Genomic DNA, 12,926 nt, shown 5'->3' with positions numbered 1-12,926 from the left:
CCGACATTGGTTCATAACCAACCTATTCGGGACAACCAGGGGATAGAACAAGCTACGTTCTTTTAGGTGCCAATTTAATTTCAACCATACGCTGCCCGTTCTCCGTCGACGTCTTCTGTTCCGTTACGTATCCTTCTCCATCGATCCGAACCTTCCAATTCAACAGCGATGTAATTTCCATAACGTCACGCAGCGACTTGCCTTTTAGATTCGGCAGTGGAAGCTTCTCCGGCTCATCGGTGAGCAAATAAATACGCTGCCCGGTAGCAAGCGGCTCGCCTGGGGCAGGATATTGCCTTTTTACGACACTGCCGGCACCTACCGTCTCGAAGACAATTCCATCTTCCCCCAATTTTCGCTTTGCATCATACGGCTTTAAGCCTTGAATATTTGGCGCCTTAATAATAGGCACAGGGCCTTTCTTGCTGCCATTGTCTTTCATTTCATGCGATGTCGGCACGCCCATATAGCGGAGCGATTGACTCGCAATCTTCTTGAACATGAACGGAGCTACGAAGCCGCCGCCTTCCCAGTAATCTTGCGGATCATCGACAACGATAAGCACGGCAATGCGCGGATCTTCCACCGGAGCATAGCCGACGAACGATACGACCGCACGCTGCGAATCGTATTCGCCATTGATGACCTTCAAGGCGGTACCGGTCTTTCCGGCTACGCGGTAGCCCTCAATATAGGCGTTTTTACCTGTACCTATTTTCTGATCGGCTACAACCTGCTCCAAATATTCACTAACTTGCTTCGCCACGTCCGGTTTAATGACTTGCCTTACGATCTCGGGCTCCCGTTCCGTCACCTTGCCAGTCACCAGATCTTCCGTCCTGCGCACGAGATGCGGCTTCATCAGCTTGCCTCCGTTCGCGACGGCGGATACGGCCATAATCTGTTGAATCGGCGTCACCAGAACTTTACCATGACCGTATGATGCCGCTGCCACGTCGGCAGGATATTGGAATTGAATCTGCCCGCTATTTTCCCACGGAAGCTCAATCCCCGTCGGCTTGCCGAATCCAAACTTTTCAATATATGACTTCATTCTTTCTTCCTGCAACTGTTCAAAGCCCAACTTGACGAAAGCGACGTTACTGGAACGCTTCAACCCTTCCAAATAACTAATCGTCCCCCATCCGACACGATTAACGTCGTGAATCTTTCGTCCGCCGGCGCGAATGCTCCCGGACTCAAAGTACGCATTCGGGTCAAATATACCTTCCTCTACAGCGGCCGCCAACGTAACGATTTTAAAGGTCGAGCCCGGCTCGTACCGTGCTTGGATGGCAGGATTATAGAAGTTACGGATGTTACTCGCTTCCCAATATTTGTTCGGATTGAAATCCGGCATATTTGCCAGGCCTAATATATCACCTGTCTTCGGATCAGCCGCAATGACGGTCATGCTGTGCGGACTATACCTGTTATATACCTCTCGCATTTCATCCTCGATATATTGCTGGATCGTGCGATCGATCGTTAGATAGATGTTCTGCCCATCTTTCTCTGGCTTATATACTTCTGAAGCGGTCGGCAGCTTGTTGCCAATTCGGTCTTTTTCATACTGAATGACGCCTGGCGTCCCTTTTAATTGTTCGTCAAACGTTTCCTCTATGCCGCCGATAGGCTCGCCTTGTTTATCCGTATAGCCAAGCACGTGCGATGCGAGTTTGTTCTTGGCATAGAAACGCTTTACCTCCGGCATCAAATAGAGACCGACGTCCTTTAATCCGGTCTCCTCTTTTAGCTCGCTAACAAATTGGCGAAGCTGCTCCGCCGTTTCTTCTTCAACCTTCCAGCCTTCACTGCGGACCTCGCGATTAATATAATATTCACCGGTATCTTGCTTGCTGCGCACCAAATTGTACAGCTCGTTTTCCGGTTTTTTCAGCACTTTATGCAGTTCATCCACGATTAGCCGCTCTACGTCGATGTTTTTCTCTACAAGCTTGTTTGAAGTCCTCAGCTCTTGAATGACTCTGGGACCGACCGCCACCGTATAGGCCGGGGCATCCATGACCAACACTTCACCCTTCTGATCATAGACGGTGCCGCGGGTCGGCGCCAATTCGCGTTTGACCGACCACGATGCCTTCGCCTCGTTCATCCAGAACTCCTGATTCCACACTTGATACCAGAACAATCGCCCTACGATGACAACAAAAAAGAGGGTGAATAAACCCCCGATCGCCAACGTGCGCAACTTGATTCGTTTGACCATCTTCATCCCTCGTTTATTCGTTCCCTGCTTGTTTGTATACTTCTATTTCCAGAGGCTGCTCTGGTGTGATGAGTCCATTTTCCTTGGCAAATTGCTCAATTCGTTTCCAGTCTGACAACTTCTCTATTTCTACACGCAATACCGATGCTTCATTCTGAAGAGCCACGGTCGTCCGCTTCATCTCTTGCACTTGCAGATTCGTGTTGTAAATATGTGCGTAGCGCGAGATGATAAAAAAAGCGATCGTCGCACAGAGCAAGACGGTTAATAAATATAGCAGCTTCTCGCGTGTAGGAAGCGCAGCTTTGCGAGTTACCGTCTTTTTCGTCTGACGATACTTTGGTGTCCGTTGTTGCTGTCGTTCCGGGCGTACTGCCAAATTGCCACGCACATATGCCATCTTCTGCTTTCCCCCTTATATCATTTTTTCAGCAACACGCAATTTTGCTGAACGCGAACGCGGATTGAGTGTCAACTCCTCTTCACCAGGAACAATCGGCTTACGCTTTATAAATGTCAAGATTTCGGTTTTGCCACATGCGCACATCGGCAAATCAGGCGGGCATTGGCATTTCCCGACATAGCTGTTCATAATCCGTTTGCATATTCGATCTTCGAGCGAATGGAAAGTAATTACGGCAACTCTGCCCTCCCGCTTCAAGCAGCGAACCGCTTGATGCAGCGCATCCTCGAAAGCGCCAAGCTCGTCATTCACCGCGATTCTAAGCGCTTGAAAGCTTCGCTTGGCAGGGTGTCCCCCCGTACGCCTTGCTGCTGCCGGAATTCCAGCCTTCACAAGCTCTGCTAATTCTCCGGTTGTCTCGATCGGATGCTTCGCCCTTGCCGTGACCATTTCCCGGGCAATGCGCCGTGCGAATTTCTCTTCGCCGTACTCAAACAGAATGCGGGCAATGTCCGCTTCCGACCACTCGTTAACGATTTCGTGTGCAGTCAATTCCGCATTTTGATCCATCCGCATATCAAGCGGCGCATCATGATTGTAGCTGAATCCGCGTTCCCCTTCGTCAAGCTGCGGAGAAGACACACCCAAGTCGAACAAGATGCCGTCCACAAGCGGAACGCCGTCACACTGCGGGACATCCGCTTCCAGCAGAGCTTCTTCTAAATGCCGGAAGTTCTTCTTGATTAACGTCACCCGATCCATGTACGGAGCAAGACGGGATTTGGCGTTCTCAAGCGCCCAATCATCTTGATCCAGCGCGATAAGACGCCCCGACTCGGAAAGCATAGAAGCGATTCGTTCGCTATGTCCCGCACCACCCAAGGTACAGTCGACATATATTCCGTCAGGACGAATACGCAAACCTTCGACCGACTCCTCTTTTAGCACGGTAATATGATGAAACAACGCAAATTCCTCCTAGTATATCGGTTTCCATCTAAGCTGTTATCGGTGGCGCATCATAAAATGTACACCTAGAAATTAAAGTCCACCAACGTTTCGGCAATTTCATTAAACGTAGATTCCGACTGTAATACATATTGTTCCCAAGCGTCTTTACTCCAAATCTCCACTCGGTTCTGTACACCAATGACCATACATTCTTTATCGAGATGCGCGTATTGGCGCAAATGGTTGGGGATGTTGATGCGGCCTTGCTTGTCCCATTCACATTCGGTAGCTCCGGAGAAGAAAAAACGGGTGAACGCACGTGCATCGGCCTTCATCAGAGGCAATGCCTTCAGCTTCTGCTCAAGCAAGCCCCATTCATCCATAGGATAGACAAACAAACATTGATCCAAGCCTCGTGTCAACACAAAGTTGGAGCCTAAGGAATCGCGCAGTTTGGCAGGAATGATCATGCGGCCTTTGTCATCGATGCTATGTTGATATTCGCCCATAAACATCTGCCACCACTCCTCCCCCTAAATTCACCACTGCGCTCCACTTTCCTCCACAACGTTTGTATACTTCGCCATGAACATAAAAAATCCTGCTAATTAGCAGGATTTTTATATTAGTTGATTATGGGTTATTTGGATCTTCCCTTGCCTTTCGATGATTTGTTTCATCGTTTGCTTCGTCTATTTCCTTCTTGACAAGCGCTGCATCCGTAAGCGATGACATTGGTTGATGTGCGAGGAACGTTCTATCTTTCTTCTTGCCCTTGTTCTGTCTTCGCACAATTAGCCAGATAGGCACCCCGACAAGCAAGCCGGCACAGGCGAACGGCAGAATGGCTACAAGCGCCAGCACAAACGTTTTCACAATTTGCACGAGCGCATCCCAGCTTTGACTTAACGCCGACGCGATCTGCGTGCCGAACGCTTCCTCCAGCGCTTTGTTAGCCACCGGCTTCAATGTCTGATATAACCTCATTTCAATCGTGGACATCGCCACATTCGTATCAAAATAACGCATGCGGCCGACAATCTGCTCGATATTCGACTGTACGTCCGCAAGCTCCTTGGAAAAACTGAGCAAATCCGCCGACTTCGTCGCTTTCTCCATAAAGGACAGCAGTCTCGCCTCAACCGCCCGCTGCGCTTTCAGCCGCGCTTCCAAATCCACATATTCCTCGGTGACGTCGTTGGCCGAATACTGGCGGTTGTAATCAATGTAATCCCATTTTCCAAGCTCGTCAACGAAGGATTGGAAGCCCGCAGCCGGCACCTTAATGACATATGTCCCTCCGTGTTCATAGTCGGACTCCTCATCGGAAAACTGCATAATATACGCTCCCGATGATTCGATCAGCCGATTCATGCGCTGCTTCGCCGTCTCATAATCCTTCACTTCCATACGCAGATTGGCCTGATAAATCAGCTTGCGCTGCGGCTTCGCGGCTGGTGCCTGCGAGCCGTTGAATCCAGCCTGCACCCCGTTCGGGTGTTCACTCTGAACAGCCTGGCTGCTCTCCTGTGACAACGTATTCATGTCGGCCGCCGCTTCGTTCTTGCCGATCGATGCAGCATCCTCGGAGGAGGATGCGGAACACCCGCCTAATAGCAAGGCAAATGCAAGCCAACCTGCTATCAATGCTTTGCCTAACATCCATGTCCCGCTTAAAAACACCTGCCTGACACCGCTTTCCTTTTCAATACGCCCAAGCTTTTCCATGCCATACTCCCCCTTTTTCATGTTCGTATGGATGCATCGTATAGATGCTCTAGGTGCTGTTCATACGCTATACAATCGTCTTCAAAACCTCTACAGCTACTGACGGGGGTTGGAAAAGATTTGTTGCATAGGAAATAAGAAGACTGGCTTGCTCCAGCAATCGCGCGAAACAGCTTTCTCATTGAAGGTGGGTTCATCCCTGTAGCCCACTATTCCAACAATTCAGAAAATGAGCACGATACCGCTTCAATACCAAGCTATTCATTACGCAATCTGAAGCATTGGGAGAGTGGATAAAAGATGCCGCCACCAGCTTCATGGCTGATGACGGCATTGTTCTACATACGTATTCTTGATCTCTTAGGATGCTTCGTGATAAAAAGGGTCTTCGAGAACGACCTCTTGTCCGATTAATGCTCTTGCCAGCTGTCGAGGTAGGAAGCTTGCTCAGCGGTCAGCTTGTCAATGGAAATGCCAAGCGACTCCAGCTTGAAGCGAGCTACCTGCTCATCCAGTTCATAAGGCACATTGACCACTGCCTTGCCGATGCGCTCGTATTGCTCGTTCACATACTTCAACGACATCGCTTGCAGCGCAAATGTCATGTCCATAATCTCAGCCGGATGCCCGTCGCCTGCGGCCAAGTTGACCAAGCGGCCTTCCGCGAGCACATAAATGCTGCGTCCATCCTTCAGCTTGTATTCTTGAATGTTCTTGCGAACCGTGCGCACGCCTTGCGAACGTGCTTCCAATTCCGGCTTGTTCACCTCGATATCAAAGTGACCGGCATTGGACAGAATAGCGCCATTCTTCATCACATCGTAATGTTCGCCGCGGATGACGTCACGATTCCCCGTCACGGTGACGAAGATATCTCCGATGCGGGCCGCTTCGCTCATCGGCAGTACTGTGAAGCCATCCATATAGGCTTCCACACCTTTAATCGCGTCGATTTCCGTCACGACGACGTTCGCACCAAGGCCCTTCGCGCGCATCGCCACGCCTTTACCGCACCAGCCGTATCCGACTACTACGACGGTCTTGCCGGCAACAACCAAGTTCGTCGTGCGGTTAATGCCGTCCCAGACGGATTGACCCGTTCCGTAACGATTGTCGAACAAATATTTGCAGAACGCATCGTTTACCGCAACCATCGGGAATTGAAGCGTACCGTCTTTCTCCATCGCTTTCAAACGCAGAATGCCTGTCGTCGTCTCCTCCGCACCGCCGCGCACTTGGTCTCTCAAGTCAGGTCGCTCCGAGTGAAGGATCGAAATCAAATCGCCGCCGTCATCGATGATCAGATCCGGCTTCGTCTCCAGCGTCTGAATCAGCAACTGCTTATACTCTTCTGGTTCCGGATCATACTTTGCAAATACCGTAATTCCGTCTTCCACAAGCGCCGCACATACGTCATCTTGCGTAGACAACGGATTGCTGCCAGTTATCGTCACCTGTGCGCCCCCGGCTTGAACCACTTTGGCAAGATAAGCCGTCTTCGCTTCCAAGTGCAGCGAAATGGCCACCTTCAAGCCTTTGAATGGCTGCTCAGCTTCAAATTGTTCGCGAATGCGATTCAATACAGGCATATGAGCCTGCACCCAATCAATCTTTAAATGACCTTCCGGAGCTAAAGCGATATCACGGATAACACTGTTGTTTACAGCATTTGCGTTATTCATCGGTACGTTCATCCTCCCACATCATAATTAGTTGGCATTCCTCACCTTACTGACGTGTTCTAAAGCGTAATCAGGCGATGCTCGCCTTTCCATACGACCGGTGCATCCATCACCGGCTTGAACCAACCTTCCCCGTAACGACAGGCATACATGATCATATTCAAGACTCTCTCTTGCGGTTTGTTATTCGGGTGCAGCGTCACCTTCAGCCGTTCCCATTGCCGCAGGCCAGATTCATGCTGCTTCTGCAATGCGTCCTTTGCCCGATGATGGAGGAAATCAATCTGCTCCAACACCTTGGCATGATTCGTCTCGCCGAGACGGCCTAGAGCAGGCAGCGCATCATTCAGGACACTCAGCATGTCGCGATAACGCGCATCTACATCATGGCGCAGCTCGCCGAAGCGATCATCCAGATGAAGTTCATCCTGCGACTTCAACCACAATTCCTTCTTCTCTTCATAATGATGGATGACATCCTCTGCCGTCAAATCATATTTGACAAGCAGCTTCTGGAGCGTGCCTTCCATACATGTGAAGCTCATTCTCGGCCAAATAAGCGGCATCCGCATGCCAAGCGTCCGAAACGCTTGCTTCGTCTGCGCCCAGTAAGCAATCTCACCAGGGCCAAGCACCGTTGCCAGTACCGGAAATAAAAATTCTTGCATTAAAGGGCGTGTCAAGACATTGTTGCTAAGTTCCTGCGGGCAACCCCCCGCTTTATTCAGCAACTCCGCTTTGCTCCATGAGAGCGTACGATGCCGATCGACAAAGCTGCCGTTCTCTTTGTGGAGCAGTTGACGCTCTCCTTCATGAATGACAAATAAGTTCGCACTGTGTTCAGAACGCTCCGCTTGTGGTGTATAGCCCATTGTGCGCAGATCTTGCTCGCTCTTGGCATAGGCTTCCTCCAAGCTATCGTTCTCCTCGATGATGGCTTGGAACATCGGAGCTTCCAGCTTCCGGATGGCCGGATCGGCTGAATCGATCAGCACAAGCCCGTACTCCCCAAACAGCCGCCCTATCATGTGAGCAAAAGCGTCTGAGAGCGTGGAATACTTCGCCATTTGCCGAAGCTCATCCATCAGTGCTGGTTTGAATTCGGTAGACGGCATCAACTCCTCTACTTCCGCCAGCACGGACTCCCATGCGGACACTTCAAGCTTCACGTGGCTGACCGGGGCTCGCAAGTCGTGAGGTTTCCCGATACGAATCCGCTGCACTGCCGGCTCCTGATTCAATACATAAGTATGATTGACTTCATCGAAGTCATGGTCCTCTCCGGCAATCCAAAATACCGGAACGACCGGACGTCCTAGTCTGGCTTCTGCTTCCTGCGCCATACGAATAATGGATACCGCTTTATATATAACTAGCAGCGGTCCTGTCAGCAAGCCTCCCTGCTGGCCTCCCACGACGACGAGTGCCTCGCTCTGCACCAATCGATCAATGGCTTCCATCACGGCCGGGCAGTTGTTCATCTGTTGATTATATCGGCGCAGCACCTGTGCCAGTTCGGAGCGATCCGCTCTCAGATGCTCAGCTCCGTCCAGCCATTCGGCCCGTTTCTCCACATCTTCATCCGGATGAAACTCGTATAGTGATTGTATAACGGACGATTGATGTTCGATATAATGAGCTGCCAACGGTTGTTGAACCGGAATGTGCAACAATGGCCATGTCATGTAAGCCGCCTCCCTCTCTCTATCGTCTCGATTGTACACAATGCGGCTTCCATCCGTCAAAGCAGGTTATGCAATGAAATTCGTCAATATATGTATCATGCCGTGCTACACGCTTGCCCAATATACAATAATGCCAATAAAGAGCAGTATTATGTACAAAAAACTTAAAATAAAAAATGAAATTCTCCAAATCATGCGCACAAGTTTGCGTATATCGATTTGTCCGGTCTTGCGGTGCTGCAGCCCCCCAAAGAGCCCTGCAGCAATTAATATTATAAACAATATCCAATAGAACCCGGACTTCGAATCTAAAATTGTATTATAAAGTCCGCCGACCGAGGCAATGAGAAATGCGGTCGTAACATCCATCGCCAGCATAAAGGCTTTCTTTTTCGGGCTAATCCAGAATGAACCGATAAACCAAGCTATAATAAACGGAAAAAAAGGAAGAATCGAAAACAGGACAAAACCATCTGACAATAACTTCAACATTGTCGTTAAGGCTCACTCCTTTCGGGTAATAGTGCGTGTTCAAAAGATCACTTTCAAAGGGAACTTTTTGAACATCCTCTAATAGGTGACTTGGTTGTTAGGACTGGCTTGCCTGGATGAGACGGTATACCATTACATGTGCAGGTGTATCAACTGAATGCACTTCCCCGAGCCGGATGATCGCTCCCGTAATGGCATCGCATTCCGTCTTGCGGCCCTCTAGTATATCCTGCAGCATGGAGGAAGTATTATTAGCTGTCATGCGGCAAATGGTTACGACGCGCTCCCAATCCGTCTCTACGTCCACTTTCAACTTCGCCGCTTCATAGACGGCAACCACTTCATAAAACAGCTCCTTCATTATAGAAATGCGTTCCTCGGTAGCGAGCAGTTGCCCATTCTTCACTCGCAGCAGCGCGGTCAACGGATTAATAACTGCGTTGACAAGCAGCTTTTGATAGATCATTTCTTCGATGTTGTTCGACACAAACGCCTGAAATCCTGCATTTTCTAGCAAGTTCTTTGTCGGTAAACATAAAAAATCAAGTGGAAGATGTTTCTTATTATTCGATGGGATGGCCGGACCGATCCATGTCGAGCCTAACCCTGTATGAACGACTTCATTCCACGACTGCCTGCGGGCCGCCTCCGTCGTCACAGCAAGCCCCATTGCATCGACAGGCCACGCGCCAGATAAGGCTTCCGCATGCCCTACACCGTTCTGGAAACAAATAAGCGCCGCATCTGTCGCGCGCGGCATCTTGCGCAAGGACTCGAGCAGCATCGGCTGAATATGTGTTTGCTTAACGAACAGCCATATGAGGTGAACCTTCTCATCGGCTGCATGTAGAATAGAATAAGCTTCTTCCAGAGGGTAAGCCTCCATTCCGGATACATGCAAGGTTTGTCCTTGATGGTCGGTATATATGATGCCCTCTGCTTGAATGGCCCGAGCTTGCTCTGCCGTTCGGGTCCATAGACGAACCCCGCTGAGCTGTTCCTCTCCCATGGACCATCTAGAACGGCTGGCGTGGAGACGGGCCGCACACAGCATCCCGAGCGACCCTGCGCCGATAATATCGATACGCATCCCTATCTCTCCTTGTGCTTTTTTTCTCTAGTTCCTTAGTTATAACAGACAGACTCGAAAAAAACAAAAAAAGCGCCAAGTGAGAGGTTCTTCTCTCGCCAGGTGCTTTCCTTGCCGCTGCTGTTATCATCTAGAAGCTATCGGGGTTGTTCAAAAAATCCCCTTTTGCTCAAGAAGCATAATGCTTATTCAATGCGCTCCAAGTTCCCGTTCGCATCCATGCGAAAACGCGTCTTCGTGTCCTCTTCTTCCTCGCTCAAGATGGCTAATCGACGGGCTCGGTCCATAATTTGTATAAGCGCTTTATAATCATCATTTACAGTACGGTAATCGGTCTGCACAGCATTCACTTGTCTGGAAAGCTGTTCATTCTCTTGCCGCAGGCGATTGCACTGCTCCTCTTTGTCTTGCAATTCTTTCTCCATATGCTTCATGTGGCGAGATATATCTTGATAGTTATTTCGCCATTGACGCAAGTAACGAATGACCATATCCATAGAAAGGGAGTCTTCTGTAATCATCTCTGATTTTAACGCAACTTCTTCCCCTTCATTCAGCACAATAGATGCCACCTGTGCACCTAAAGGCTGCTTTTTCAAAAAGTTTCGTTTTTGTCGCTGCGCCTTCGCCAATTGAATCGCGGCTTCATATTTTTTACGCACACAACTGTTCCACCGGAATCCGCAAGCTGCCGACGTACGGCCAATCTTTTCTCCGACCTCCTCAAACGCAGCCAGCTGCGTGCTGCCCTCTCGGATATGCCGTAATGTTACTTCCGCCAAAATTAAATCATCGTCCGCTGTCCATGCATCTTGTCTAATTGCTGTCATGCTATAACCTCCTAACGACATCGCTCATCATATTCGTTGTATACAGCCCCCCTTTCCGACCAACAATAACAAAGTGTTGAAACGAGGAAGGACCGACGGTAATAAACCGCTTATTCCATCTCTATGCCCATGGTAGAGTTCATAGAATCTATCGGATATTAAAATGTATATCCATTTTTCCTAGGAAACATACGTGCGTGTGTCCATGCGTTATATCACATTTCTATGGCGCTCACATAAAAGATTTTCCAATTCGCCACGTTTAACAGTTTACACAAAGTACCATCAGGGCTATAATGTCATTAGAAAAAGTTGGTCCGATCGTAACGAGAGGGGGATGAATCGTGGCACGGATGTATCGCGTACTCGGCTTCTGGACATTAGTCATCGGTCTGATGGCGTTTGCTGGAGATATGATTGAAATGGCATTGTTGTTCTTCATGCAGACCGCCTTCTTCGTGTTGTTAGGTTATTTGAAATTGTCAGAGCGTACATATATACTCCTGTTCTGGGCGTACATGATTGTATGCTTTAGCGGTTTTTCGTACTGGACCGTCTTTATCATGGGCAAGCCATTCTAGGCTGCCTTACCTGTTCTGACGAATTCACCGTAATGACGTAATGCTTTACGGAAGCGGTTACGAACAAGAACGGCCGAAACCCTTAGGGTTTCGGCCGTTCTCTATTTTTTAAACGATGCATAGCTGGTCAATCATCATTTCAGGCGCCACCGGTCAATTGCCGTTAGGTGGCACGGGACAAGAGCAAAACGTGAAACCGTTCGCTCATTTGATCGCTTAACAACAGTTGCCGTATCGCCCGATTCCGGCGCGATTCCGGGCTGAACGGATCGAGGCTGCAATGATTCTGCAATTCATTCAACAACCCTTGTTCCAACAAGAACGCTTTCTGGGTGGAATACCCTGTAATCCATGCATTTGCTTGCTTGGCAACACGCTGGCATATTTCGAAATCAACCATAGACGTCATGTCCTGCTCTCCGATATGAATCCATGGGTTATCGTGCGCTTGGTGGCGGTGATAACACATCAGTGTCCCTTCCATCCGGTGGGCAGCCGTTAGTTCGTTCGTATCATCACCGTAATCAATGAACACGAACTCCGCCTCTTGTGCCTGGTGCAGCACATTGCTTAACCAGATGGACATGGCCATACCCGCGTCGAAGATCTGGTTATCCGATAGTTCGACATGATGACGCTCCAACCAGTCAATGACCTCGGAAGCCGCTGTCATCCACCGTGGCATGAACTGTTCTTTCTCGGCATCCCATGTGACGAAGCACTGTTCATATCGCCCGTCACGGTGACGAACCCGCTCCACGGGAAAGGCGTCAAGCAATTCATTTGCGATAAAGAAGATCCGGCGTTGCGCCGCTTCCTGGCGAAACGTCTCCTCGTCCCACCAAAGCACTGAGATGTGCTCGCTCTCCATGAGCTGTCTTGACACCCGCTGATGATACGGGCTCATTTCAATAACCGCGTGCTGATAGCCTTCGAAGCGGTCAAGCCGCAAGCGCTGATGGATTTGTGATGCGAGGCGCCCCGTGCCTGCACCCCATTCTACAATCGTAATCGTGCTAGGATCCCAGCCTCGTTCATTCGCGCGCCGCTGTATATATACGGCCAGCATGTCACCCATTATCGTGCCGATATTCGAGCTTGTGTAGAAGTCTCCGTCCCGGCCAATCTTGGGGCGGTCCGACATATAATAGCCCTCCGTTGAGTGGTATAAACATATCTCCATAAACCTTGAGAAAGGGATGGCTTTACAGGAAGAAAGCTCGATTTGGTTAATTAAGTATTGAATGAGAACGG

Annotated in this window: 12 protein-coding genes; 1 reads left to right on the top strand and 11 read right to left on the bottom strand. The window is 49.6% G+C overall.

Features of this window, described 5'->3' with window-relative positions; translation table 11 throughout:
* Window positions 1–52: 52 nt before the first annotated feature.
* From LQV63_RS00655 to LQV63_RS00610, 10 genes are all read right to left on the bottom strand, one after another.
* Window positions 53–2,230, bottom strand: coding sequence for a penicillin-binding transpeptidase domain-containing protein (locus LQV63_RS00655; protein WP_233695336.1), 2,178 nt, complete (start codon window positions 2,228–2,230; stop codon window positions 53–55).
* Window positions 2,231–2,243: 13 nt separating this feature from the next.
* On the bottom strand, window positions 2,244–2,630 hold the full coding sequence (gene ftsL / locus LQV63_RS00650) for a cell division protein FtsL (RefSeq protein ID WP_233695335.1): 387 nt from the start codon (window positions 2,628–2,630) through the stop codon (window positions 2,244–2,246).
* Between the two features lie 15 nt (window positions 2,631–2,645).
* The gene (gene rsmH / locus LQV63_RS00645) at window positions 2,646–3,599 is read right to left on the bottom strand and encodes a 16S rRNA (cytosine(1402)-N(4))-methyltransferase RsmH (RefSeq protein ID WP_019420650.1); all 954 of its coding nucleotides are present in this window, start codon (window positions 3,597–3,599) and stop codon (window positions 2,646–2,648) included.
* Between the two features lie 68 nt (window positions 3,600–3,667).
* On the bottom strand, window positions 3,668–4,099 hold the full coding sequence (gene mraZ / locus LQV63_RS00640) for a division/cell wall cluster transcriptional repressor MraZ (RefSeq protein ID WP_019420651.1): 432 nt from the start codon (window positions 4,097–4,099) through the stop codon (window positions 3,668–3,670).
* 118 nt (window positions 4,100–4,217) lie between these two features.
* Entirely contained in the window at window positions 4,218–5,312 is a 1,095-nt protein-coding gene (locus LQV63_RS00635) for a DUF4349 domain-containing protein (RefSeq protein ID WP_233695334.1), read from the bottom strand.
* Between the two features lie 410 nt (window positions 5,313–5,722).
* A complete protein-coding gene (locus LQV63_RS00630) occupies window positions 5,723–6,994 on the bottom strand; it encodes an adenosylhomocysteinase (RefSeq protein ID WP_019420653.1) in 1,272 nt (423 codons plus the stop codon).
* Between the two features lie 59 nt (window positions 6,995–7,053).
* A complete protein-coding gene (gene bshC, locus LQV63_RS00625; RefSeq protein ID WP_233695333.1) occupies window positions 7,054–8,679 on the bottom strand; it encodes a bacillithiol biosynthesis cysteine-adding enzyme BshC in 1,626 nt (541 codons plus the stop codon).
* A 105-nt stretch (window positions 8,680–8,784) separates the two neighbouring features.
* The gene (locus LQV63_RS00620; protein WP_233695332.1) at window positions 8,785–9,171 is read right to left on the bottom strand and encodes a DUF3397 domain-containing protein; all 387 of its coding nucleotides are present in this window, start codon (window positions 9,169–9,171) and stop codon (window positions 8,785–8,787) included.
* A 97-nt stretch (window positions 9,172–9,268) separates the two neighbouring features.
* Window positions 9,269–10,261, bottom strand: coding sequence for a ketopantoate reductase family protein (locus tag LQV63_RS00615; RefSeq protein ID WP_233695331.1), 993 nt, complete (start codon window positions 10,259–10,261; stop codon window positions 9,269–9,271).
* 185 nt (window positions 10,262–10,446) lie between these two features.
* Window positions 10,447–11,091, bottom strand: a complete 645-nt coding sequence (locus tag LQV63_RS00610; protein ID WP_233695330.1) for an RsfA family transcriptional regulator — start codon at window positions 11,089–11,091, stop codon at window positions 10,447–10,449.
* A gap of 344 nt (window positions 11,092–11,435) precedes the next feature.
* On the opposite strand from LQV63_RS00610, the gene LQV63_RS00605 reads away from it, so the two are divergent.
* Window positions 11,436–11,672, top strand: coding sequence for a DUF2626 domain-containing protein (locus LQV63_RS00605; protein WP_019420658.1), 237 nt, complete (start codon window positions 11,436–11,438; stop codon window positions 11,670–11,672).
* Window positions 11,673–11,835: 163 nt separating this feature from the next.
* Here LQV63_RS00605 and LQV63_RS00600 read toward each other — a convergent pair whose 3' ends face one another.
* The gene (locus LQV63_RS00600) at window positions 11,836–12,816 is read right to left on the bottom strand and encodes an SAM-dependent methyltransferase (protein WP_019420659.1); all 981 of its coding nucleotides are present in this window, start codon (window positions 12,814–12,816) and stop codon (window positions 11,836–11,838) included.
* Window positions 12,817–12,926: the final 110 nt, after the last annotated feature.

Origin of the sequence: Paenibacillus profundus (assembly GCF_021369635.1) — a bacterium.
In the GTDB taxonomy this organism is placed as follows: domain Bacteria; phylum Bacillota; class Bacilli; order Paenibacillales; family Paenibacillaceae; genus Paenibacillus_B; species Paenibacillus_B profundus.
Note: the sequence above shows the minus strand (reverse complement) of the source record. Positions and strands in the feature narration are given on the sequence as shown.